The sequence below is a fragment of the Nocardioides sp. FY1077 genome, from assembly GCF_058681775.1.
This window is the reverse complement of sequence record NZ_JBZWDB010000004.1, coordinates 138,137-160,755: the sequence shown is the minus strand read 5'-3', so window position 1 is coordinate 160,755 and position 22,619 is coordinate 138,137. Positions and strand designations below refer to the sequence as shown.

Here is a 22,619-nt window from a genome sequence, read left to right as displayed (position 1 = left end):
CGTGGGGTGGGCTCAGTGGCCCATGCCGAGACCGCCGTCGACGGGGATGACCGCGCCGGTGACGTAGGCGGCCCCCGGGCCGGCGAGCCAGGTGACGGTGGCCGCAACCTCCTCGGCGGCGCCGAGACGGCCCAGCGGGATGCGCGAGCGGTACTCCGCCTGCTGCTCCTCGGGCAGTCCCGCGGTCATGTCGGTCTCGATGAACCCCGGCGCCACGACGTTGGTGGTGATCGAGCGCGAGCCCAGCTCGCGGGCCAGCGAGCGGGCGAGGCCGACGAGGCCGGCCTTGGAGGCGGCGTAGTTGGCCTGGCCGGGCGACCCGAGCAGCCCGACCACCGAGGAGACCAGGATGATCCGCCCGCGCCGCATCCGAAGCATGCCCTTCGCGGCCCGCTTCACCAGGCGGAACGAGCCGGTGAGGTTGGTGTCGACCACCGAGGACCAGTCGTCCTCCGACATGCGCAGCAGCAGCGTGTCGGCGGTGATGCCGGCGTTGGCGACCAGGACCTCCACGGGACCGTGGGCGGCCTCCACCTGCGCGAACGCGGCGTCGACGGCAGCGGTGTCGGTGACGTCGCAGCGCACGTCCAGGGCGCCCTCGGGCGCTCCCCCGTTGCGGGTGGTCACCGCGACCTTGTCGCCCTGGGCGAGGAACGCCTCGGCGATGGCGCGGCCGATTCCGCGGTTGCCACCGGTGACGAGGACGGAACGGGGCGCGGGGGTGTCGGTGTCGCTCACCCCCGCGACGCTAGCGATTACCGGGAGGTAGCCCCAAGCCGCGCCGTCCCGGTCACTCGTCCTCGAGGCGGAAGCCCACCTTCATGCCCACCTGGAAGTGCTCGACCTGGCCGTCCTTGACCTGGCCGCGCACCTGGGTCACCTCGAACCAGTCGAGGTGGCGCAGGGTCTTGCCGGCGCGCTCGACGCCGTTGCGGATGGCCTCGTCGATGCCGTTCGGCGAGGTGCCGACGATCTCGGTGACGCGGTAGGTGCGGTTGGTCATGGGAGGCCTCCGTGGCTCGGCGGGACGGTCGGCGGCGGGCTGGCTGCGCCACGCCGTGGGCCGATGCTAGGGCCTGCGCACCGCCCCGGGCGCCTACCCCCGCCCCCGTAGAATGGAGACATGGCCAGGGACCGCACGCGCACCGAGGACGTCGTCCGCATCACCACGGCAGCCGAGAGCCGCGACGCCGACATCGCGCTGCGCCAGAAGCGCTACCTGCTGTCGATGAGCCTGCGCTCGCTGTGCTTCGTCGGCGCCGTGGTCGCCGGTCTCGCCGGCATCGACTGGCTGTGGCCGTTCCTGATCGCCGGCGCGCTGATCCTTCCCTACCTCGCGGTCGTGCTGGCCAACGCCAGCGGCATCCGCTCCGACGGCTTCGAGCTGCGCGGGACGGCGTTCGGCGCCCCCGAGCTCGAGTCCGGCAGCCACCGCCAGCTGTGAGCGAGCCCGACACCTGCTCGGCCAAGGGCTGCCGCACCCCGGCGGCGTGGGCGCTGCTCTGGAACAACCCGCGCCTGCACACCCCCGAGCGTCGCAAGACCTGGCTGGCCTGCGACGAGCACCGCACCTCGCTGTCGGACTTCCTCGGCGCGCGCGGCTTCCTGCGCGACGTCGAGCCGCACCAGTCGGTCTGACCAGCGGTCCGGCTCAGCCGCCGATGGCCGACATCGGCCGGTCGGGCTGCAGGAACGTGGTGTCGTCGATGCCGTGGCCGGCCAGCTTGCCGAACATCGCGACCACCCAGCGGTCCGCGAGTTCGCGGTCGCTCGCGCCGCTGCGCAGGGCCAGGCGCAGGTCCGACTCCTCGCGCGCGAACAGGCAGTTGCGCACCTGGCCGTCGGCGGTGAGCCGCACCCGGTCGCAGTCGCCGCAGAACGGGCGGGTGACCGAGGCGATGACGCCCACGGTGCCGGGGCCGCCGTCGACGGTCCACAGCTCGGCGGGGGCGCTGCCACGGGGCTCGCTGGCCGGGGTCAGCGTGAACGACGCCTCCAGCATGGCCAGGATCTCGTCGGCGGTGATCATCGCGTCGCGCGTCCAGTTGTGCTGGGCGTCGAGGGGCATCTGCTCGATGAACCGCAGCTCGTACCCGCGCTCCAGGCACCACGCCAGCAGCTCGGCCGCCTGGTCGTCGTTCTCCCCGCGCAGCAGCACGGCGTTGACCTTGACCGGGCCCAGCCCCGCACGCTGCGCGGCCTCGAGGCCGGCCACCACGTCGTGGAACCGGTCGCGCCGGGTGATCCGGGCGAAGGTGTCGGCGCGCGCGGTGTCGAGGCTGACGTTGACCCGGTCGAGACCGGCGGCGGCCAGCGCCTCGGCGTTGCGGGCCAGGCCCAGCGCGTTGGTGGTGATCGAGAGCCCGAGGGCCGGCCCCACTTCGCGGGTGCGGCGCACGATGTCGACGAGCCCACGGCGCACCAGCGGCTCGCCACCGGTGAACCGGACCTCCTTCACACCGAGGTGCTCCACCGCGATGCGCACCAGGCGCACGATCTCGTCGTCGGTGAGCAGCTTGTCGTTGGCGAGCCAGTCGAGGCCCTCCTCCGGCATGCAGTAGGTGCACCGCAGGTTGCACTTGTCGGTCAACGACACCCGCAGGTCCGTGGCCACCCTGCCGTACCTGTCAGCGAGCGGCATGATTCCCATGACCCCACTCTACGTGGGGCCCGTCACCCGCGCCCGGTGACGACGTCGGCGGGAGGCGTGCGGGCTGGCCGTGCCCGATAGCCTCGGAGCGTGCGCTCGTTCGGGTTCCTCCTCAGCCGGCGGTGGCTGCTCTTCGCCCTCGCCGTCGTGACGGTCGCCGTGGCCACGTGGTGGCTGGGGCAGTGGCAGTTCCACCGCCTCGAGGACCGCAAGGAGAGCAACGCGGTCGTGCGGGCCAACGAGGACCAGGCACCGGCCCCGGTGGCCGACGTGCTGGCCCCCGACCAGGAGGTCGGCGCCGACGACGAGTGGCGGGTCGTCACCGCCACCGGCACCTACGACACCGACGACACCGTGCTGGTGCGCTACCGCACCCGCGACGGCGCCTCCGGCCTCGACGTCGTCGTGCCGCTGGTCACCGCCGACGGCACCTCGCTGCTGGTCGACCGCGGGTGGATGCCGTCGGACAACCGCGGCGTCGACACCGCCGACGTGCCGGCTCCCCCGGCGGGCGAGGTCACCGTCACCGGCTACGTGCGCGCCGACGGCACCGGCGAAAGCACCCAGGTGGTGGACAACGCCACCCGCGCGGTCTCCGCCGAGGCCATCGGCGAGGCCCAGCAGCGCGAGGTGTACGACGGGTTCGTCGAGCTGCGCAGCGAGGACCCCGAGCCGGCCACCGCGCTGGAGCCCGTCGAGCTGCCCGAGCTCGACAACGGGCCGCACTTCTTCTACGGCCTGCAGTGGTGGTTCTTCGGCGCGCTGGCGCTCTTCGGGTTCTTCTACCTCGTCTACGACGAGTGGCGGGGTGCTGGTCGCGGCGGGCCCCGGGTGCCCTCGGCCCCGCGGCCCCCGCGCGAGAAGAAGGTGCGCCAGACCAACCACCCCTACGCCCGCATGCGCGCCGAGGCGGAGGCCCGCGAGGCGGCCGAGCGCGAGCGGGCCCACGAGGACGCCTGACGCGGCTGCCGCTGCGGGCGGGTCTCGATACGCCTCGTCGCTGGAGCTCCTCGGCTACTCGACCAACGAACAGTCGCCTCGTCGCTGACGCTCCTCGGCTGCTCGACCAACGAACCAGTCGCCTCCGTCAGGCGAGGGCCTCGCGGTGGCCCTCGGCGGCGAACTGGGTGCGGTAGAGGTCGGCGTAGAGGCCGCCCTGCGCCAGCAGCTCCTCGTGGGTGCCGGAGGCGACGATGCGGCCGTCGTCGAGCACCAGGATGAGGTCGGCCTGGCGGATGGTGGAGAGCCGGTGGGCGATCACCAGCGAGGTGCGGCCCTCGAGCGCGGCGTCGAGCGCGCGGTGCACGGCAGCCTCCGACTCGCTGTCGAGGTGGGCGGTGGCCTCGTCGAGCACCACCACCGACGGTGCCTTCAGCAGCAGCCGGGCGATCGCGAGGCGCTGTCGCTCGCCTCCGGAGAGGCGGTAGCCGCGGTCGCCGACCACGGTGTCGAGCCCGTCGGGCAGTCGCCGCACCAGGCCGGCGATCTGCGCGGCCTCCAGGGAGGCCCAGATCTCGTCGTCGTCGGCCCCGGGGCGGGCGTAGACCATGTTGGCCCGGATGGTCTCGTGGAAGAGGTGGGCGTCCTGGGTGACGTAGCCGACGACGTCCTCGAGCGACTGCAGGGTCACGTCGCGCACGTCGCGCCCGTCGACGCGCACCACGCCGGAGTCGACGTCGTAGAGGCGGGCCACCAGGTGGGTCACCGTGGTCTTGCCGGCCCCCGACGGGCCGACCAGGGCGACCATGCGTCCGGCTTCGGCGGTGAAGGTCAGGTCGTGGAGCACCTGCACCGGCTCATGCTGCTCAACGCGGGAGACCGCCTCGAGCGAGCGCAGCGAGACCGTGTCACCGCCGGGGTAGGTGAAGTCGACGTGGTCGAACTCCACCCGCGACGCCGACGGCGCCAGCGCGTGGGCCCCGGGCTTCTCGACGATCAGCGACGGGAGGTCGAGCACCTCGAAGACGCGCTCGAAGCTGACCAGCGCGGTCATCACGTCGATGCGGACGTTGGACAGCCCCTGCAGCGGTCCGAGCAGGCGCAGCAGCAGGGTGGCGAGGGCGAGCAGCGTGCCGACGCTCAGCGTGCCGGAGATCGCCAGCTGTCCCCCGACGCCGTAGACCAGCGCGGTGGCCAGCGCCGGCACCAGCATCATGGTGGCGCCGAAGACCCGGGTGACCAGCGTGATGCGGACGCCGAGGTCGCGCACCACCGCCGCCTTCTCGGCGAACAGCACATCCTCCTCGCGGCGCCGGCCGAACAGCTTCAGCAGCATCGCGCCGCTGACGTTGAACCGCTCGGTCATCACGTTGCCGAGGCTGGCGTTGCCGTCCATCTGCTGGCGGGTCATCCCGGCGAGCCGGCCGCTGACCCACCGCGACGCGGCGTACAGCAGCGGGAACAGGGTCAGGCACAGCAGCGTGACCTGCCAGCTCAGGGCCAGCATGGTGATGCCGACGACGAGCACGGCGATGGTGTTGGACACGGTGCTCGACAGGGTGGAGGTGAACGCCCGCTGCGCACCGATCACGTCGTTGTTGAGCCGAGAGACCAGCGCACCGGTCTGGGTGCGGGTGAAGAACGCCATCGACTGGCGCTGCACGTGGGCGAACACCTGGGTGCGGAGGTCGAAGATCAGCCCCTCGCCGATTCGCGAGGAGAACCACGCGCTCAGCACGCTCAGCACGGCGCTGAACACCGCGAAGCCGCCCATCGCCAGGGCGAGCACGGTCACCAGCGACCGGTCACCGGCCAGGATGCCGTCGTCGACGATGCGCTGCACCAGCAGCGGGACGACCACGACCGTGGCGGCGTCGATCACCGTGAAGGCGAGGAACACCCCGATCAGGCGGCGGTGCGGCCGGGCGAAGCCCAGCACCCGACGCACCGTGTGGCGCTCGATCTTGTTGTCGACCACGCTGCGGTCGGTGCGCAGGGTGCGCCACGAGGCGCCTGCTCCCATCATTCCCGACACGCTCGCCTTCTCTCGTCGTGCTCAGCCACCGAGGAGCTGCGCCACCTCGCGGAAGCGGCGCCCCTGCGCCTCGCGCTCGAGGCGCCGCTGCTCGTCCAGGGTGGCGGAGGACGCGGTGAGCAGGAGCTGCTTGGTCTCGCGGACCGCACCGACCATCGGCGCGACCAGGGCGGCCACGAGGTGGGCGACCGTGTCGTCGAGCTGGTCGGTCGGCACGGCCGCCAGCGCGAGACCGATGGCGACGGCCTCGTCGGCCGGCACCACCCGGGCGGTCGCACAGATCTCCAGCGCCCTGCTGTAGCCAACCGCCTCGACCAGCGGCTTTGTTCCCGTGAGGTCGGGCACCAGACCCAGCGCCGACTCCTTCATGCACAGCTGGGCGTCGTCGCCGAGCACCCGCAGGTCGCACGACAGCGCCAGCTGGAAGCCGGCGCCGATGGCGTGGCCCTGCACCGCGGCCACCGACACCCACCGCGGGTCGCGCAGCCAGGTGAAGCCGCGCTGGTAGTCGTCGATGGTGGCCGACATCTCGGCGTCGCTGAGGCCGAGGAGGTCGGCCACGCTCTCCACCCCGTCCTGCGCGCGGGTGGGGTCGAGCATCGCCCGGTCGAGACCGGCCGAGAAGCTGCCCCCGGCCCCGCGCACCACCACGACGCGGACCTCGTCGTCGAGGGAGTCGCCGATCGCGGCCAGGGCGCGCCAGGTCGTGGGGGTCTGCGCGTTGCGGGCCTCGGGGCGGTCGAGGGTCACCGTGACCACCGGGCCGGTGCGGTCGAGGCGCAGGTGCGCGGCGGCGAGGAGGTCGGGGTCCGGTGCGGTCATGGGCCGAGTGTAGGAACCCCCACCGACGGCGACGTGCCCGGACCGGGCCGGTCAGGCCAGCGACACCAGGTCGGCGTACCCGTCGTTCCACAGGTCCTCGTCGCCGTCGGGCAGCAGGAGCACCCGGTCGGGCTCCAGGGCCCGCACCGCGCCCTCGTCGTGGGTCACCAGGATGATCGCGCCCTGGTAGCTGCGGATCGCGGCGAGCACCTCCTCGCGCGAGGCGGGGTCGAGGTTGTTGGTCGGCTCGTCGAGCAGCAGCACGTTGGCGCTGGAGACCACCAGGCTGGCCAGGGCCAGGCGGGTCTTCTCCCCACCGGAGAGCACGGCGGCGGACTTGTTGGCGTCGTCGCCGGAGAAGAGGAACGAGCCGAGCACGCTGCGGGTCTCGGTGTCGGAGAGCTGGGGAGCGGCGCTCTGCATGTTCTCGAGCACCGTGCGGTCGGTGTCGAGGGTCTCGTGCTCCTGGGCGTAGTAGCCGAGCTTGAGGCCGTGGCCGGGCACCACCCGTCCGGTGTCGGACTGGTCGACGCCGGCGAGGATGCGGAGCATGGTGGTCTTGCCCGCGCCGTTGAGGCCGAGGATGACCACGCGGGAGCCCTTGTCGATGGCGAGGTCGACGCCGGTGAAGACCTCGAGCGAGCCGTACGCCTTCGACAGCTCCTCGGCGGTGAGCGGCGTCTTGCCGCACGGCGCGGGGGCCGGGAACGTGATGCGGGCGACCTTGTCGGCGGCGCGCTCGTTCTCCAGCCCGGACATCATCTTCTCGGCGCGCTTGAGCATCGACTGCGCCGCCTGGGCCTTGCTGGCCTTGGCGCGCATCTTGTTGGCCTGGTCAGTGAGGGTCTTCGCCTTGTTCTCGGCGTTCATCCGCTCGCGGCGCCGGCGCTTCTCGTCGGTCTCGCGCTGGGTGAGGTAGTGGTGCCAGCCCATGTTGTAGACGTCGATCGCGGTGCGGTTGGCGTCGAGGTGCATGACCTTGTTGACGGTCTCCTCGAGCAGCGCGTTGTCGTGGCTGATCACGATGAACCCGCCGCGGTGCGCCTTGAGGAAGTCGCGCAGCCAGGCGATGGAGTCGGCGTCGAGGTGGTTGGTCGGCTCGTCGAGGATGAGGATCTCCGCACCCGAGAACAGGATGCGGGCCAGCTCGACGCGGCGACGCTGCCCGCCCGAGAGCGTCTTCAGCGGTTGGCCCAGGATTCGCTCCTGGATGCCGAGGCTGGCCGCGATGGTCGCGGCCTCCGACTCCGCGGCGTACCCGCCGCCGGCGTGCAGCTCGGCGTCGGCACGGGTCCAGCGCTTCATCGCCTTCTCCGCGACGTCGCCGTCGGCGGAGGCCATCAGCTCCTCGGCCTCGCGCAGGCGGCGCACGACGTCGTCGAGCCCGCGGGCGCTGAGGATCCGGTCGCGGGCGAGCACCTCGGGGTCGCCGGTGCGCGGGTCCTGGGGCAGGTAGCCGACGTCGCCGGTGCTGGTCACCGAGCCGGCTGCGGGTGCGGCGTCGCCGGCGAGGATCTTGGTCAGCGTGGTCTTGCCGGCGCCGTTGCGGCCGACGAGTCCGACCTTGTCGCCCGCGGCGACCCGGAAGCTGACGTTCTCCATGAGCAGTCGCGCGCCGGCACGGACCTCGAGCTGGTGGGCGGTGATCATCAGGGTCACTAGTCTAGGCGCGCTCAGCGCCCTTCCCGACCACGAGCCCGTGCGATGCGACACAGGAGCCCCCATGCGATTCAACCCCAAGGCCCGCCTCGACACCCGTCGCACCCGCGACACCGGGCGCGGTCGCTCGCGCGGCGGCACGATGGGCGGTGGCGGGTCGCTCGGCGGCGGGGGGATGCCCATCCCCGGCGGCGTCGCGGGCGGCGGCGGCGTGGCCGGCATCGTCGTCGTGGTGCTGTTCCTCGTGCTGACCCAGTGCACCGGCCTGCTCGACAGCGGCGGCGGCACGTCGTCGGTGTTCGACACCAGCCGCATCACCGGTGCCGGCGACAGCGCGAGCGGCACCGACCGCTACGCGTCCTGCGAGACCGGCGAGGACGCGAACGAGTCCACCGACTGCGCCCGGGTGGCGGTCGAGAACTCGCTGACCGACTTCTGGACCGACGAGCTCGGCGACGGGTTCCGCGCCGAGAAGGCGCTGGTCACCTTCACCGGGTCGGTCTCCACCGGCGGCTGCGGTGAGGCCAGCTCGGCCACGGGGCCGTTCTACTGCCCGGCCGACGAGACGATCTACCTCGACACCACGTTCTTCGACCAGGTGCTGGAGGACCAGCTCGGTGGGCCCGACGGCGGGTTCGTGGAGCCGTACGTGCTGGCCCACGAGTACGGCCACCACGTGCAGAACCTGCTGGGCACCATGGGGCAGGTGCGCACGCAGCAGGGCCCGGAGTCCGACGCCGTGCGCCTGGAGCTGCAGGCCGACTGCTACGCCGGCATGTGGGCCCGCGCCGCCACCACCACCGAGGACGCCGACGGCCAGGTGCTGTTCACCGAGCTGACCGACGACGACATCACCCAGGCCCTCGAGGCGGCGGCCGCCGTGGGCGACGACCGCATCCAGCAGCAGGCCCAGGGCACCGTCGACGAGGAGAGCTGGACCCACGGGTCCGCGGCGTCGCGGCAGAAGTGGTTCTCCGTGGGCTACGGCGGCGGCACGCTCGACGACTGCGACACGTTCGCCGCCAGCGAGCTCTGAGCGGGCCGCTGACCGGCGGGCTCAGCGGCGGAGCAGGGCCTCGACCAGGGGCACCTGGCGCTGCAGCGCCCGCAGGTGCGGCGCCACGGCGGGGTGGCTGAACTTGCCCGCCAGGGCCCCCTCTCCCCCGGCGACGCGGGCCAGTGCCCACTCCGCACGGCTGAGGGCGGTGAACACGGCGGTGACCCGGGCGCCGAGCGCCGCCTGCTCGCGGGTCGCCAGCCCGGCCGGCAGCCCCATCAGGTAGGCCTCCAGCAGCGGCTCGAACTCCTCGCGCGCCGAGAGCAGGTAGTAGCCGAGGTCGGCGCCGACCGGGCCGGTGCCGAGGGTGTCCCAGTCGACGGCCACCACGTCGTCGCCGTCGCGGCCCGGCAGGTTGGCCGGGGTCGGGTCGCCGTGCTGCGCCACCTGCGGCAGCGCGTCCAGCGCGTCGAGGTACGTCGTGCGCCGCGACCACAGGTGGTCGGCCACGTCGGCGACGGTGGTGCGCGCCAGGGTGCGCCAGCCGCCGCGGCGCTCGGTGCGGTGCAGCCGGTCACGCAGCTGGTCGCGGGCCAGCCACCCCGCATCGCCCAGGTCGGCGCCGGCGAAGCGGCCCAGCGCGTGGGCGGCGAAGAGCCCGTTCACCGCGGCGTCCTCCACCCACTCCTGCACGAGGGTGACGCCCTCGGCGTCGGCGGTGGCCGAGCAGCCGGGCGGGGGCCGCAGCCCCGGCACGCCGTCGAGCACTCGCGACTCCACCACGTCGGCGCCGCGCCGCCACCAGGCGAAGTGGTGGGGGTCGTCGAGCTCGGCGGGGTCGTCGGCGCCGGGCGACGCGAGGCGCTTCACCACCAGCGGACGGACGCCGTCGGTGGTGCGCCACACGCCGACCGTGGAGGTGCCGGAGCCTCCGGGGAGCCGATGCCAGCCGGCCTCGGGCTGCCACATGAGCCGAAAGTAGCCCACCGGAGGCCGCCAGGGCCGCAACCGAGCCGTGCTCAGCGCGTGCGGGGCGGCAACCGGTGGAGGACGACGTCGTGCAGCGCGCCGTCGTCGGCGGTGGCGGTGAGGTAGGTGCAGTGGGGCTGGCGGCGCCGGTCGGTGGGCGAGCCGGGGTTCAACAGGCGCATGCCCCGTGGCGTCACGGTGTCCCACGGCACGTGGCTGTGGCCGAAGACGAGCACGTCGACGTCCGGGTGGTCGCGCTCGCAGCGCGCCTCCCGGCCGGTGGAGGCGCCGGTCTCGTGCACCACCGCGACGCGCAAGCCCTCGACGTCCACGCGCGCCACCTCGGGCAGGCGCGCGCGCAGGCCCGCACCGTCGTTGTTGCCCCAGACCCCCACCAGCCGGCGGCTGCGCTGCTCGAGGTCGTCGAGCAGGGCCTCCTCCACCCAGTCACCGGCGTGCACGACGAGGTCGGCGGCGTCCACCGCAGCCCACACCGCCTCGGGCAGCGCGCGCGCCCGCCTCGGCAGGTGGGTGTCGGCGATCAGCAGCAGCCGGGTGGTCACGGGGCCTGCTCCTCCGGGTCGGTGGCGGGGTCGGTCTCGGGGGCGTTGCGCACGTCGATGCGCAGCGCGGCGGCGTCGCGGGCCGCCTGCTCCAGCACCGCGCGCCGGGGGTCGGGCACGTCCAGCCAGGGCCCCACGACCTGGAGCCGTCGCAGGCGGACGTCGGCCAGCACCTCCTCGACCGCCGACCGGTCGCCGCCGGTGACCAACGGACCACGCAGGTCACCGAGCAGGCGCGCCGCGTGGTCGGCGGCCGCCTCGTAGGCCTGGCGGGCCTGGTTGCCGCGGCGGCGCGCGAAGCGTTGCTGGCTCTGGCCGCCGGCCTTGGTGCGGCCCTGCACGTGGCGCTGGCCCACCTTCGAGGCGGTGGTGGCGACGCCGGACATCCGGGCCACGGCGAAGCCGCCCTTGCGCACCAGCAGCACGCCCCAGTCCTCGGGCGGCACCACCTCGGCGGCCAGCGCGGCCGGGTCGGGCCCGCCGACGTACGCCGCGTCGAACGGCGGGCGCGCCGCGAACGTCGACCCGTCGACGGCCTCCCCGCGCAGCGCACCGCCGGCCACCGTCAGCGTCGTCTCGCCGTGGCGGAGACGGAAGTTGTCGACCCAGCGCACCAGGCGGGCCGCCGGCACCGCCACGGCGTCGGTCCCTGCGCCCGCGTCGGCCACGCTCACGCGTCCTGGTGGACCACGACGAACCGCTCGAGCACCACCGGCATCGTCGGGTCGAACGGGCGCCCGGGCGACGCCGTCTCGCGGAAGAACCTCTCGTGGGCCTCGCGCCAGTGGGCGAGGCTCCGGTCGCCCTCCCCCTCGCGGCGGGCGTGGTCGGCGTCCACCTCGTCGAAGGGGCGCACCTCCACGTGGGTCGTCTCGAGCAGCGCCCGTGGGTGGCCGCGCCCGTCGACGACGATGCCGAGGGTGCCGGGCTCCGGCAGCGGCTCGTCGCCGTAGTCGCCCAGCGCACTCGCCGTCGCCGTCTTCGTGCCGGCCAGCACCAGCGCGAGGAGCTCGTCGGCCTGGTCCGGGGTCGCGCCGAACGACCAGGTCGGCGGGGTCACCACCTCGAGCGTGGTCGGGCCGAAGTACGCCGGCACGATGTTGAACCTGCCGTGCACCCGCGCCAGGTCCCAGAACACCTCCACCGGGCCGCGTGCCCCCGCCTCGCGGTCGGGTCGGCCGGGGGTCTGGTGGTCGGTCATGTCGCTCAGCCTAAGTGTCGGCGCCCGCGCTCGGTCGTCCTCATGGCGACTCAGGTCTCGAGCCGCCCGTCGCGGCCTCGGGGTCGAGCGCAGCGAGGCTGGTCGTCCTCGCATCGGCTCGGGTCTCGAGCCGCCCGTCGCGGCCTCGCAGGCTCGGCCGCGGGGCTCCCTCGCCCTCTTCGCGTCGAGGCAGGGGTCGCTGCGCTCCTCCTACCTCGGCTCAGACGTTGAAGCCGAGGGCGCGCAGCTGCTCGCGGCCGTCGGGGGTGATCTTGTCCGGGCCCCACGGCGGCATCCAGACCCAGTTGATCGCGACGTCGTTGACCAGGCCCTCGAGGGCGGCGTCGGTCTGGTCGGAGATGACGTCGGTCAGCGGGCAGGCCGCCGAGGTGAGCGTCATGTCGATGACCAGGTTCGACCCCTCGTCGAGGTGCAGGTCGTAGACCAGGCCGAGGTCGACCACGTTGATGCCGAGCTCGGGGTCGACGACGTCCTTCATCGCCTCGGTGACGTCCTCCCGGGTCACCGTGGCGGTGCCGCCGCCGAAGGCCGCCTCCGGCACGTCGGGCAGGTCGGAGTGGTCGGTGGGGGTCTGCTCAGCCATGGGTCTCCTCCAGGGATCGGTTGGTCGCGTCCTTCCATGCCATCCACGACAGCAGGGCGCACTTCACTCGGGCCGGGAACCTGGCCACGCCCGCGAAGGCGATGCCGTCCTCCAGCACGTCCTCGTCGGGCACCACGGTGCCCTTGCCCTGCATCAGCGCGAGGAACGCCTCGTGCACCTCCATGGCCTGCGCCACCGGCTTGCCGATGACCAGGTCGGTCATCACCGACGCGGAGGCCTGCGAGATCGAGCACCCCACGGAGTCGTAGGACACGTCGCGCACGACGCCGTCGGCGACGTGCACCCGCAGGGTGACCTCGTCACCGCAGGTCGGGTTGACGTGGTGCACCTCGGCCTCGAAGGGGTCCCGCAGGCCCTTGTGGTGGGGGTGCTTGTAGTGGTCCAGGATGATCTCCTGGTACAGCGAGTCCAGCTCGGCGCTCATCGGTCTCCGTCCGTCCTCAGGTCAACCCGAAGTACGAACGGGTGTATTCCAGCGCCTCGACGAGCGCGTCGATCTCCGCCGGTGTCGTGTACAGGTACGACGACATCCGCGTCGAGCTCTGCACGCCGTAGCGGGCGTGCGCCGGGCGGGCGCAGTGGTGGCCCGCGCGCACGGCGATGCCGCGCACGTCGAGCACCTGCGCCACGTCGTGGGGGTGCACGCCGTCGATCTCGAACGAGATCGCCCCGCCGCGCTGCCGCGGGTCGAGCGGGCCGAGCACCTTCAGGCCGGGCACGGTGGCCAGGCCGTCGAGGGCGTACCCGGTCAGCGCCTGCTCGTGGGCGTGCACGGCGTCCATGCCGACCGCGGAGAGGTAGTCGACGGCCGCGCCGAGGCCGACGGCCTCGACGATCGGCGGGGTGCCGGCCTCGAACTTGTGCGGGATGCCGGCGTACGTCGACGACTCCATCCGCACGGTCTCGATCATCTCGCCTCCGCCGAGGAACGGGGGCAGCTCGTCGAGCAGCGCCCGCGCGCCCCACAGGACGCCGATGCCGGTCGGGCCGACCACCTTGTGGCCGGTGAAGACGAGCACGTCGGGGCGCTCCTCGACCGGCATCGCCGCGAGGTCGATCGGCAGCTGGGGCGCGGCCTGCGAGGCGTCGACGACCACGATTGCGCCGACCGCGTGGGCGCGGCGGGTGATCTCGGCGACCGGGTTGATCGTGCCCAGCATGTTCGACACCCAGGTCAGCGCGACGACCTTCGTGCGCTCGGTGATCAGGTCGTCGATGCCGTCGAGGTCGAGGTGGCCGTCCTCGGTGAGGCCGAACCAGCGCAGGCCCGCGCCGGTGCGCTGCGTCATCAGCTGCCACGGCACGATGTTGGAGTGGTGCTCCATCTCGGTGATGACGACCTCGTCGCCCTCACCGACCTGCAGCGGCCCGCGGGCCCAGGTGAGGGTGTTGGCCACCAGGTTGAGCGCCTCGGAGGCGTTCTTGGTGAACACGACCTCGTCGCGGCTCGGGGCGCCGATGAACGCCGCCACCTTGTCGCGCGCCGCCTCGAAGGACTCCGAGGACTCCGCACCCAGCTGGTGCATCGCCCGGGCCACGTTGGCGTTGTGCCGCTCGAGGTGGTCGACCATCGCGTCGATCACGCACTGCGGCTTCTGGGAGGTGTTCGCGCTGTCCAGGTAGACCAGCGGCACGCCCCCGGCGAGGGTGCGCTGCAGGATCGGGAAGTCGGCGCGGATCACCTCCAGCTCCGGGAGGAGCCCGGACAGCTGGACGGGGGTCGTCGTCATGGCGCTCTCCTTGGTCGGCGTTGCGAGGTGTGGTGCGGGGCAAGGCGGAGGAGCGAAGGCGGCCTTGGAGCGGAGCGGGCCGTCGAGTGACGACAACGCCGCCCCGGACCGCTCATCGCAGCGCCGACACGTACTTGTCGTAGCCCTCGGCCTCAAGGGTCTCGGCGAGCTCGGGGCCGCCCTGGTCGGCGATCTGGCCGTCGACGAACACGTGGACGAAGTCAGGGGTGATGTAGCGCAGGATGCGGGTGTAGTGGGTGATCAGCAGGACACCCTTGCCCTCCTGGGCCCGGAAGCGATTGACGCCCTCCGAGACGATCTTCAGCGCGTCGATGTCGAGGCCGGAGTCGGTCTCGTCGAGGATCGCGACCTTGGGGGCCAGCAGCTCGAGCTGGGCGATCTCGTGGCGCTTCTTCTCGCCGCCGGAGAAGCCCTCGTTGACCGAGCGGGTGCCGAACGACGGGTCGAGGTTGAGCCGCTCGAGGGCGCCGTTGACGTCCTTGACCCAGGTGCGCAGCTTGGGGGCCTCGCCGTCGATGGCGGTCTTCGCGGTGCGCAGGAAGTTCGACACCGAGACGCCGGGCACCTCGACGGGGTACTGCATCGCGAGGAACAGCCCGGCGCGGGCACGCTCGTCGACCGACATCGCGAGGACGTCCTCGCCATCGAGCAGGACGGTGCCGCCGGTGATGTCGTACTTCGGGTGACCGGCGATGGAGTACGCCAGCGTCGACTTGCCCGAGCCGTTGGGGCCCATGATCGCGTGGGTCTCGCCGTCACCGATGGTGAGCGTGACGCCCTTGAGGATCGGCTTCGGACCGTCCTCGGTGCTGACCGAGACGTGCAGGTCCTTGATCTCCAGCGTGCTCATGCGGTGGTCCTTGTCTGTGTGCGGGTTCGGGGGTGGCGGGCCGGGCGGGCGGTCAGCCCGGCGTGACGCCGTTGAGGGTGGTGGAGACGTCGACGTAGACGTCGCCGTCGCGGACCTCGACCGGGAAGGTGGCGACCGCCTCGGTGGCCGGGAATCCGGTGGGCTTGCCCGAGCGCAGGTCGAAGCGCGACCCGTGGAGCCAGCACTCGATCTGGCACTGCCCGTCGGCGCCCGGCGCCACCTCGCCCTCGCTGAGGGCGACCGAGGCGTGGGAGCAGAGGTCCTGCAGGGCGAAGACCTCCGCACCGTCGCGGGCCAGGGCGACGTCGACCTCGCCGACGGTCACCGCCAGGCCCTCGTCGACGGGGACGTCGTCGAGGCCGCAGGCGCGCTCGAAGCCCATCAGGTCAGCTCCTGGCCGACCATGGCGGACACGTCGAGCGAGGCGGCGTCCAACGCGGGGGCGGTCGGGGCGTCTCGAAGGACGTTCTTCGACAGCTCCTCCTCGACCGTGGCCATCAGCTTCTCCTCGAGCGCAGGCACGCCGACCTTGCGCACCAGGTCGTTGAAGAACCCGTGCACGACGAGGCGGCGCGCCTCGGGCTCGGAGACCCCCCGCGAGCGCAGGTAGAACAGCTGCTCGTCGTCGAAGCGGCCGACGGCGGAGGCGTGGCCCGCGCCCTCGATCTCGCCGGTCTCGATCTCGAGGTTGGGCACCGAGTCGGCCTGGCAGCCGTCGGTGAGCACCAGGTTGCGGTTCTCCTCGTAGGTCTCGATGCCCTCGGCGACCTTGCGGATCAGCACGTTGCCGATCCACACGGCGTGGGCGCCCTCGCCCTGCAGCGCGCCCTTGTAGACCACGTTGCTCTTGGTCTTCGGGGCGTTGTGGTCGGCGAAGAGGCGGTGCTCGAGGTGCTGGCCGGCGTCGGCGAAGTAGAGCCCGAGGAGCTCTGCGGAGCCGCCGGGCCCGTCGTACTCGACGTTGGCGTGCAGCCGGACGAGGTCGCCGCCGAAGGAGACCGCCGTGTGCCGCACGGTGGCGTCGCGACCGACCCGGATGGCGTCGCGGCCCAGGTGGACCGCGTCGTCGTCCCAGTCCTGCAGCGTCAGCACGTTGACCTGGGCGCCCTCGCCCACGATCACCGAGGTGGTGGCGCAGTAGCGCGCCGACCCGGTGTGGGTGATCACCACGGTGACCTTGGCGTAGGCACCGACACGCACGACGAGGTGACCCCAGACCAGCTGCTCGGCCGACTCGCCGTGCAGCCCGACCATCACCGGGCCGTCGGCCTCCAGCTCGGCCGGCACGTCGAGGAGCGCCGCCCCGCCGGAGTTCGCGACCGCGAGGGCGGAGGGCCGGTCGTTGGGGGCGAGCTCGCCGAGGCCGCGGGCCTCCTCGGTGGTGATCGTCGACAGCGTGACACCGGCCGGGAGCGTGGTGTCCCAGGTCAGGCAGTCGTCGGACGGCGTGCCGTCGAGGACGCCGCGCAGGCGCTTGAGCGGTGTGAACCGCCAAATCTCCTCGCGGCCCGTGGGCAGCGGGTGGTCGGCGAGGTCGTACGACGGCGGCGGGTTCAGGTGGGACGTGAGCGGGGTGCCGCCGGGGTCGACCTCGAGGGCCTGCGCCACGCTCTCGCGGGCGGTGTCGGTCGCAGTCATGTTCACTTTCAGTGGGTCGAGGTGCGAAGGGCACCAGCAGGACGGTCAGGCGAGGTGCAGCGTGGAGCGACGCGCGACGGCGTCAGCCCACAGCGCCTTCCATCTGGAGCTCGATGAGCCGGTTCAGCTCGAGGGCGTACTCCATGGGGAGCTCCTTGGCGATCGGCTCGACGAACCCGCGCACGATCATCGCCATGGCCTCGTCCTGCTCCATGCCGCGCGACATCAGGTAGAACAGCTGGTCGTCGGAGACCTTCGAGACGCTGGCCTCGTGGCCCATCGACACGTCGTCCTCGCGGATGTCGACGTACGGGTAGGTGTCGGAGCGGCTGATCTGGTCGACCAGCAGCGCGTCGCACAGCACGTTGGACTTCGAGCCGTGGGCGCCCTCGTTGACCTGGATCAGGCCGCGGTAGGAGGTGCGGCCACCGCCGCGGGCCACCGACTTCGACAGGATCGACGACGAGGTGTGCGGGGCGGCGTGCACCATCTTGGCGCCGGCGTCCTGGTGCTGGCCCTCGCCGGCGAAGGCGATCGACAGGGTCTCGCCCTTGGCGTGCTCGCCCATCAGGTAGACCGCGGGGTACTTCATCGTCACCTTGGAGCCGATGTTGCCGTCGACCCACTCCATCGTCGCGCCGGCGTCGCACGTCGCGCGCTTGGTGACGAGGTTGTAGACGTTGTTCGACCAGTTCTGGATGGTCGTGTAGCGGCAGCGGCCGCCCTTCTTGACGATGATCTCGACGACCGCGGAGTGCAGCGAGTCGGAGGAGTAGATCGGCGCGGTGCAGCCCTCGACGTAGTGCACGTAGGCGTCCTCGTCGACGATGATCAGCGTGCGCTCGAACTGGCCCATGTTCTCGGTGTTGATCCGGAAGTAGGCCTGCAGCGGGATGTCGACGTGGACGCCCTTGGGCACGTAGATGAACGAGCCGCCCGACCACACCGAGGTGTTCAGCGCCGAGAACTTGTTGTCACCGACGGGGATGACGGTGCCGAAGTACTCGCGGAACAGGTCCTCGTGCTCGCGCAGCGCGGTGTCGGTGTCGACGAAGATGACGCCCTGCTCCTCGAGGTCCTCGCGGATCGAGTGGTAGACGACCTCCGACTCGTACTGCGCGGCGACGCCGGAGACGAGGCGCTGCTTCTCGGCCTCGGGGATGCCGAGCTTGTCGTAGGTGTTCTTGATGTCCTCGGGGAGGTCGTCCCACGTGGCCGCCTGCTTCTCGCTGGAGCGCACGAAGTACTTGATGTTGTCGAAGTCGATGCCCGACAGGTCAGAGCCCCAGCTCGGCATCGGCTTGCGGCCGAAGAGCTTGAGGCCCTTGAGGCGCTGGTCGAGCATCCACTGCGGCTCGCTCTTCTTGCCGGAGATGTCGCGCACGACGCCCTCGTTCAGGCCTCGCTGCGCCGTCGCACCCGCGACGTCGGAGTCGGCCCAGCCGAAGTCGTAGCGCCCGATGCCTGCGAGCTCGGGGTTGCGCTCGTCGATGGTCGTCATGAGCTGACCTGCTCCTTCATGGTTGCGGACTGCGGGGGTGAGAGCTGGAGGGGCGTCCCGGGGACACCCGGGATGCAGGTGGTGCAGACGCCGTCGCCGTGGGCGATGGTGGCCAGTCGCTGCACGTGGCGGTCGAGGACGCGGCTGATCGCCGCGGTCTCGGCCTCGCACAGCTGGGGGAACTCGTGGGCGACGTGGGACACCGGGCAGTGCTGCTGGCACAGCTGCTCCCCCGCGGCGCCCGCGGCGGTGCCGGACCCGGGCATCGAGCGCACGGCGGCGGCGTACCCCTGGTCGGTCAGGACCCGGGCCAGCACCTCGGCCGGGGACAGCTCGGGGTGGGCCTGCTCGACCACGCCGAAGCGCTCCTCGATGAAGGCCACCCGGCGCTCGGCGAAGCCGCGGACGGCGTCGTCGCCGCCGGTCTCGGCCAGGAAGCGCAGCGCCTGCACGGCGAGGTCGTCGTACTGCTGGTCGAAGCCGTCGCGGCCGCGCTCGGTGAGGGCGAAGGCCTTGGCGGGCCGGCCGCGACCGCGGGTGGCCGGTCGGGCGTCGCGAGGCTCCACGGCACCTTCCTCGGCCAGCTGGTCGAGGTGGCGGCGCACCGCGGCAGGCGTCAGGTCGAGCCGCTCGGCCAGTGCGGCGGCGGTGGAGGGCCCGTTGACCAGGATCGAGCGCACGACGCGCTGGCGCGTCGTGCTGTCGGCGGCGCGCGGCTGATCGCCGCTGCGCACCGTGCTCTCGATTTCCACAACACCAGTGTGCCGTTATTGCCGAGCGCCCTTCAAGCAAGGCCACCCTTACCTGCGCGCACGGCCCGGGCTCACGCGCGCGGGCGGCCCCCGGCGACCCCGGGCCGGGTGGTGCGCAGCCAGGCCAGGCCGACGAACGGCAGCACCAGCGGCAGGAACCCGTAGCCCTGCCCGAAGTGCGACCACACGGTGCGGTCGGGGAAGAGGTCGGTGGCCACCAGGCTCAGCACGCCCACCGTGACCACGCCCACCGCCTCCGCCGAGCAGGCGGCCACGGCGAGGCGCCAGGCCCGGTCGCCGCCGACCACGAGGCAGGCGGTGGCGACGACGTAGAGCACCGCGGCGAGCAGCGACAGGGAGTAGGCCAGCGGGGCGCGGCCGGGCTCGGTGAGCAGCTGCAGCAGCGAGCGCCCGGTGGCGGCCACCGCGAACACGGCGTACACCGCCACCAGCACCCGCCCCGGACCGCTGGAGAGCCGGGAGTCAGGCACCGGTGCCGGCCCAGATCGTGTGCAGGCGCAGCTCGAGGCCCAGCACGGTGAGCATGGTGACCAGGACGACGGCACCGCCCACGCGGGTCTTGTCGGTGAGCGCCCACAGCGCACCCACCGGCACCGCCAGCACGTTGGTCAGCAGGTAGGCCACGAAGGTGACCCCCTCCACGTCGCGCTCGGTGCCGGCCAGCGCGACCGAGCCGGTCACCAGGCGCACCACGAGGGCGACCTCGAGCAGCGCGACCAGGCCGAAGAGCAGGTCGCTGTCGCGCACCGGCACGTCGCGCACCACGAGCAGGGCGCCGAGCGCGGCGACGGCGAGGCACAGCACGACGACCGCACCGAGGACGAGGGGGTTCACAGCGGTCCACGGTAGGGCCCCGCCGGTCGCACGACGACCTCGGCTCGTCGCCGTGCGGCCCGCCTTCCTAGACTGGGCGCGTGCCCGTCGCCGACCCCCTCGACGCCCCGGCTGTCGAGGTCGACGGCCTGGTGATGCGCTACGGCCGCAAGGTGGCGGTCGACGGGCTCTCGCTGGTGGTGCCGCGTGGCACGATCACCGCGGTCCTCGGCCCCAACGGCGCCGGCAAGACAACCACGCTCGAGACCTGCGAGGGCTACCGGCGGCCGCAGGCGGGCTCCGTGCGGGTGCTGGGGCTCGACCCGGTCGCCGACCGGCGCGACCTGCTCCCCCGCATCGGCGTGATGCTGCAGGGCGGCGGCGCCTGGAGCAGCGTGCGCGCCCTGGAGATGCTCGGCCACGTCGCGGCGCTGCACGCCCACCCCCTCGACGTCGGCGTGCTCGCCGACCGGCTCGGCCTGCACGACTGCGGGCGCACGCCGTACCGGCGGCTCTCCGGTGGCCAGCAGCAGCGCCTCGGGCTGGCGATGGCGCTCGTCGGCCGCCCGGAGCTGGTGTTCGTCGACGAGCCCACGGCCGGCATGGACCCCGCGGTGCGCCGCACGGTGTGGGAGCTGCTCGACGAGCTGCGCCGCGACGGGGTGACGGTGGTGCTGACCACCCACTACATGGAGGAGGCCGAGCGCCTCGCCGACCTGGTGCACATCATCGACCACGGCCGCCTCGTCGTCTCCGGCTCACCGCTGCAGCTCACCCGCGGCGGCACCGTGTCGACCATCCGCCTGGTGGTGACCCGGCCGTTCCCGCCCGGCGCACCGGAGTCGCTGACCGCCGCGCTCGGCCCCGGCACCGAGGTGCGCCTCCTCGACTCCCTCAGCCTGCAGGTGACCGGCCCGGCCGACGCCTCCACGCTCGCCCGGGTCTCCCGGTGGTGCGAGGAGAACGGCGTGCTGCCCGAGTCGCTCACCCTCGGCACCCGCTCGCTGGAGGACGTCTTCCTCGACCTCACCGGCCGCGAGCTGGCCTCGTGAGCACCACTCCCGCCGTCGGCACCGGCGCCTTCGCCCCCCGCCCCGGCGCGGCCCCGCTGCACCGGCAGGTGCTGGCCCAGGCCCGCATGGAGGCCAGGCTCACGCTGCGCAACGGCGAGCAGCTGCTGCTGGCGGTGGTGATCCCCGTGCTGGTGCTGGTCGGCGGCGTCCTGGCCGCCGACCGCGTCGGTCTCGACCTCGACCACCGCGCCGTCGACGTGTTCACCCCCGGGGTGCTGGCGCTGGCGGTGATGTCGACGGCGTTCACCTCGCTGGCCATCGCCACCGGCTTCGAGCGCCGCTACGGCGTCATCAAGCGCCTCGGCACCTCCCCCCTGCCCCGCTCGGGGCTGCTGGCCGGCAAGGTGCTCGCCCTGCTGCTGGTGGAGGCGCTGCAGGTCGTGGTGATCGGCGCGGTGGCCCTGGCGCTCGGCTGGCGTCCTGCCACCGGCGTGCCCGGCACGCCTGTCGGCACCCTCGTCGGCGCCGTGCTGGCCGTGGCGCTCGGCACCGCCGCATTCGCCGCGCTCGGGCTGTTCGTCGCCGGCGTCCTGCGCGCCGAGGCGACCCTCGCGGCGGCCAACCTGGTCTACCTGCTGCTGATGGCCGGCGGAGCCGTCGTCCTCCCGGCCACCGCGTACGGTTCCCTCGAGGACGTCGTGCGATGGCTGCCCTCCGGGGCGCTCGGCGAGGCCATGCGCGCCGCCCTGATCGACGGCCGGGTCGACTGGCCCGCCCTGCTGGTGCTCGCGGCCTGGGCCGCGGTCGGCACCGTGGCCACCGCTAGGACCTTCACGTGGGAGTGAGCCAGGCATGACCGAGACCGCCGCACCGCCCCGTCCCCGCGGTCTGGGCCGCCACGTCCGCGCGCTCGGCTGGGCCTCGCTGGTGGCCAACATCGTGCTCGTGGTGACCGGCGCCGCCGTGCGCCTCACCGCCTCCGGGCTGGGCTGCCCCACGTGGCCCGAGTGCTTCGAGGGCTCCTACAGCCCCCACGGCGAGCTGACGCTGCACGCCGCGATCGAGTTCGGCAACCGCCTGCTCACGTTCGTGCTGGCCGGCATCGCGATCGCCACCTTCGTGGCCGCGCTGCAGAGCGGCGACCGTCGGCTGCGCAACCTCGCCCTGGTCATGGGGCTGGCCATCCCCGCCCAGGCCGTCATCGGCGGCATCACGGTGCTGACCGGCCTGAACCCGTGGATCGTCTCCCTCCACCTGCTGCTGTCGCTGGCCATCGTGTGCCTGGCGGTCCGCTTCCTCCAGGTCGTCGACGGCGTCGCCCCCGTGGCCCGCGGTCCGGTGGTGGGACTCGCCTGGGCGACGTTCGCCGCGGCCTGGGCGACCCTGTACGTCGGCACCGTCGTCACCGGCTCCGGCCCGCACGCCGGCGACCTGGACGCCGAGCGCAACGGCCTCGACCCCGAGTCGGTGAGCCAGCTTCACGCCGACCTGGTGTTCCTGCTCATCGGCCTCACCGTCGGCCTGCTCGTGGCCGTGCTCGCCACCCACGCCCCCGCCCGGGTGCGCCGCGCGGTGGCCGCGCTGCTGGTGGTCGAGCTGGCCCAGGGGCTGATCGGGTTCGTCCAGTACTTCACCGACCTGCCGGTCGTGCTCGTCGCGCTGCACGTGCTCGGCGCCGGCCTGATCGCCGCCTCGGCCACCTGGGCGCTGCTCACCGTGCGCCACCCCGGCACCCCCGGTGACGCCGCCGACGGCGCCGCTCCCGCCGTCCGCCACCCCGTCGCCTCCGACCGCTGACC

Annotated in this window: 27 protein-coding genes; 7 read left to right on the top strand and 20 right to left on the bottom strand. The window is 72.9% G+C overall.

The genetic code is table 11. The annotated features are described in order from the left end of the window. Positions 1–12 precede the first annotated feature (12 nt). Together AC4OR8_RS15960 and AC4OR8_RS15955 are read right to left on the bottom strand one after the other, a co-directional pair. The gene (locus AC4OR8_RS15960; RefSeq protein WP_492166576.1) at positions 13–738 is read right to left on the bottom strand and encodes a beta-ketoacyl-ACP reductase; all 726 of its coding nucleotides are present in this window, start codon (positions 736–738) and stop codon (positions 13–15) included. Positions 739–790: 52 nt separating this feature from the next. After that, positions 791–1,003 carry a dodecin gene (locus AC4OR8_RS15955; protein WP_492166575.1) on the bottom strand — a complete coding sequence of 71 codons (213 nt, stop codon included), beginning with the start codon at positions 1,001–1,003 and terminating at the stop codon, positions 791–793. Positions 1,004–1,123: 120 nt separating this feature from the next. Between AC4OR8_RS15955 and AC4OR8_RS15950 the strand changes: the two genes are divergently transcribed. Together AC4OR8_RS15950 and AC4OR8_RS15945 are read left to right on the top strand one after the other, a co-directional pair. Continuing rightward, complete coding sequence (locus tag AC4OR8_RS15950) at positions 1,124–1,444, top strand: DUF3099 domain-containing protein (protein WP_492166574.1); 321 nt, start codon at positions 1,124–1,126, stop codon at positions 1,442–1,444. Then, entirely contained in the window at positions 1,441–1,638 is a 198-nt protein-coding gene (locus AC4OR8_RS15945) for an acetone carboxylase (protein ID WP_492166573.1), read from the top strand. The genes AC4OR8_RS15950 and AC4OR8_RS15945 overlap by 4 nt, the downstream gene beginning before the upstream one ends. 13 nt (positions 1,639–1,651) lie before the next feature. Here the strand turns inward: AC4OR8_RS15945 and moaA are convergent, their stop codons facing one another. Further along, a complete protein-coding gene (gene moaA / locus AC4OR8_RS15940; RefSeq protein ID WP_492166798.1) occupies positions 1,652–2,641 on the bottom strand; it encodes a GTP 3',8-cyclase MoaA in 990 nt (329 codons plus the stop codon). A gap of 99 nt (positions 2,642–2,740) precedes the next feature. On the opposite strand from moaA, the gene AC4OR8_RS15935 reads away from it, so the two are divergent. Further along, entirely contained in the window at positions 2,741–3,610 is an 870-nt protein-coding gene (locus tag AC4OR8_RS15935; RefSeq protein ID WP_492166572.1) for an SURF1 family cytochrome oxidase biogenesis protein, read from the top strand. 127 nt (positions 3,611–3,737) lie between these two features. Here the strand turns inward: AC4OR8_RS15935 and AC4OR8_RS15930 are convergent, their stop codons facing one another. The 3 genes from AC4OR8_RS15930 to AC4OR8_RS15920 are packed head-to-tail and all read right to left on the bottom strand — an operon-like array spanning position 3,738 to position 8,096. Then, positions 3,738–5,615: an ABC transporter ATP-binding protein gene (locus AC4OR8_RS15930; protein ID WP_492166571.1), complete on the bottom strand. Its 1,878-nt coding sequence runs from the start codon at positions 5,613–5,615 to the stop codon at positions 3,738–3,740. A 30-nt stretch (positions 5,616–5,645) separates the two neighbouring features. Then, entirely contained in the window at positions 5,646–6,446 is an 801-nt protein-coding gene (locus tag AC4OR8_RS15925; protein WP_492166570.1) for an enoyl-CoA hydratase/isomerase family protein, read from the bottom strand. 51 nt (positions 6,447–6,497) lie between these two features. Next, positions 6,498–8,096, bottom strand: coding sequence for an ABC-F family ATP-binding cassette domain-containing protein (locus tag AC4OR8_RS15920; RefSeq protein ID WP_492166569.1), 1,599 nt, complete (start codon positions 8,094–8,096; stop codon positions 6,498–6,500). Between the two features lie 73 nt (positions 8,097–8,169). Here AC4OR8_RS15920 and ypfJ point away from each other — a divergent pair, with 73 nt between their 5' ends. Next, on the top strand, positions 8,170–9,141 hold the full coding sequence (gene ypfJ / locus AC4OR8_RS15915) for a KPN_02809 family neutral zinc metallopeptidase (protein WP_492166568.1): 972 nt from the start codon (positions 8,170–8,172) through the stop codon (positions 9,139–9,141). A gap of 21 nt (positions 9,142–9,162) precedes the next feature. Here ypfJ and AC4OR8_RS15910 read toward each other — a convergent pair whose 3' ends face one another. The 14 genes from AC4OR8_RS15910 to AC4OR8_RS15845 all read right to left on the bottom strand — a co-directional run bounded on the left by AC4OR8_RS15910 (position 9,163) and on the right by AC4OR8_RS15845 (position 19,828). Next, positions 9,163–10,071, bottom strand: coding sequence for a phosphotransferase (locus AC4OR8_RS15910; protein ID WP_492166567.1), 909 nt, complete (start codon positions 10,069–10,071; stop codon positions 9,163–9,165). Between the two features lie 50 nt (positions 10,072–10,121). Next, a complete protein-coding gene (locus AC4OR8_RS15905; protein WP_492166566.1) occupies positions 10,122–10,634 on the bottom strand; it encodes a metallophosphoesterase family protein in 513 nt (170 codons plus the stop codon). Continuing rightward, a complete protein-coding gene (locus AC4OR8_RS15900) occupies positions 10,631–11,308 on the bottom strand; it encodes an acVLRF1 family peptidyl-tRNA hydrolase (RefSeq protein WP_492166565.1) in 678 nt (225 codons plus the stop codon). Before AC4OR8_RS15900 ends, AC4OR8_RS15905 begins: the two co-directional genes overlap by 4 nt. Further along, positions 11,305–11,835 (bottom strand): ASCH domain-containing protein, encoded by a 531-nt coding sequence (locus AC4OR8_RS15895; protein WP_492166564.1) that lies wholly within the window; start codon positions 11,833–11,835, stop codon positions 11,305–11,307. The genes AC4OR8_RS15900 and AC4OR8_RS15895 overlap by 4 nt, the downstream gene beginning before the upstream one ends. Before the next feature lie 220 nt (positions 11,836–12,055). Next, positions 12,056–12,439, bottom strand: a complete 384-nt coding sequence (locus tag AC4OR8_RS15890) for a metal-sulfur cluster assembly factor (RefSeq protein WP_492166563.1) — start codon at positions 12,437–12,439, stop codon at positions 12,056–12,058. Then, positions 12,432–12,884, bottom strand: a complete 453-nt coding sequence (gene sufU, locus AC4OR8_RS15885) for a Fe-S cluster assembly sulfur transfer protein SufU (protein ID WP_492166562.1) — start codon at positions 12,882–12,884, stop codon at positions 12,432–12,434. Before sufU ends, AC4OR8_RS15890 begins: the two co-directional genes overlap by 8 nt. 16 nt (positions 12,885–12,900) lie before the next feature. Continuing rightward, the gene (locus tag AC4OR8_RS15880) at positions 12,901–14,190 is read right to left on the bottom strand and encodes a cysteine desulfurase (RefSeq protein ID WP_492166561.1); all 1,290 of its coding nucleotides are present in this window, start codon (positions 14,188–14,190) and stop codon (positions 12,901–12,903) included. A 112-nt stretch (positions 14,191–14,302) separates the two neighbouring features. After that, positions 14,303–15,061, bottom strand: a complete 759-nt coding sequence (sufC, locus tag AC4OR8_RS15875; protein WP_492166560.1) for a Fe-S cluster assembly ATPase SufC — start codon at positions 15,059–15,061, stop codon at positions 14,303–14,305. 52 nt (positions 15,062–15,113) lie between these two features. Then, a complete protein-coding gene (locus AC4OR8_RS15870) occupies positions 15,114–15,464 on the bottom strand; it encodes a non-heme iron oxygenase ferredoxin subunit (RefSeq protein ID WP_492166559.1) in 351 nt (116 codons plus the stop codon). Next, on the bottom strand, positions 15,464–16,720 hold the full coding sequence (gene sufD / locus AC4OR8_RS15865) for a Fe-S cluster assembly protein SufD (protein WP_492166558.1): 1,257 nt from the start codon (positions 16,718–16,720) through the stop codon (positions 15,464–15,466). Before sufD ends, AC4OR8_RS15870 begins: the two co-directional genes overlap by 1 nt. A gap of 82 nt (positions 16,721–16,802) precedes the next feature. After that, positions 16,803–18,221, bottom strand: coding sequence for a Fe-S cluster assembly protein SufB (gene sufB, locus AC4OR8_RS15860; protein ID WP_492166557.1), 1,419 nt, complete (start codon positions 18,219–18,221; stop codon positions 16,803–16,805). Next, a complete protein-coding gene (locus AC4OR8_RS15855) occupies positions 18,218–18,973 on the bottom strand; it encodes a helix-turn-helix transcriptional regulator (protein WP_492166556.1) in 756 nt (251 codons plus the stop codon). Before AC4OR8_RS15855 ends, sufB begins: the two co-directional genes overlap by 4 nt. Positions 18,974–19,044: 71 nt before the next feature. Then, positions 19,045–19,464: a hypothetical protein gene (locus tag AC4OR8_RS15850; protein ID WP_492166555.1), complete on the bottom strand. Its 420-nt coding sequence runs from the start codon at positions 19,462–19,464 to the stop codon at positions 19,045–19,047. Then, positions 19,457–19,828 carry a hypothetical protein gene (locus AC4OR8_RS15845; RefSeq protein WP_492166554.1) on the bottom strand — a complete coding sequence of 124 codons (372 nt, stop codon included), beginning with the start codon at positions 19,826–19,828 and terminating at the stop codon, positions 19,457–19,459. The genes AC4OR8_RS15850 and AC4OR8_RS15845 overlap by 8 nt, the downstream gene beginning before the upstream one ends. An 80-nt stretch (positions 19,829–19,908) precedes the next feature. On the opposite strand from AC4OR8_RS15845, the gene AC4OR8_RS15840 reads away from it, so the two are divergent. Genes AC4OR8_RS15840 through AC4OR8_RS15830 form a run of 3 tightly spaced genes read left to right on the top strand, consistent with a single transcriptional unit; the run spans position 19,909 to position 22,617 of the window. Continuing rightward, positions 19,909–20,859, top strand: a complete 951-nt coding sequence (locus AC4OR8_RS15840; RefSeq protein ID WP_492166553.1) for an ABC transporter ATP-binding protein — start codon at positions 19,909–19,911, stop codon at positions 20,857–20,859. Then, positions 20,856–21,665, top strand: coding sequence for an ABC transporter permease (locus AC4OR8_RS15835; RefSeq protein ID WP_492166552.1), 810 nt, complete (start codon positions 20,856–20,858; stop codon positions 21,663–21,665). The genes AC4OR8_RS15840 and AC4OR8_RS15835 overlap by 4 nt, the downstream gene beginning before the upstream one ends. A gap of 7 nt (positions 21,666–21,672) precedes the next feature. Continuing rightward, positions 21,673–22,617, top strand: coding sequence for a COX15/CtaA family protein (locus tag AC4OR8_RS15830; protein WP_492166551.1), 945 nt, complete (start codon positions 21,673–21,675; stop codon positions 22,615–22,617). Positions 22,618–22,619: the final 2 nt, after the last annotated feature.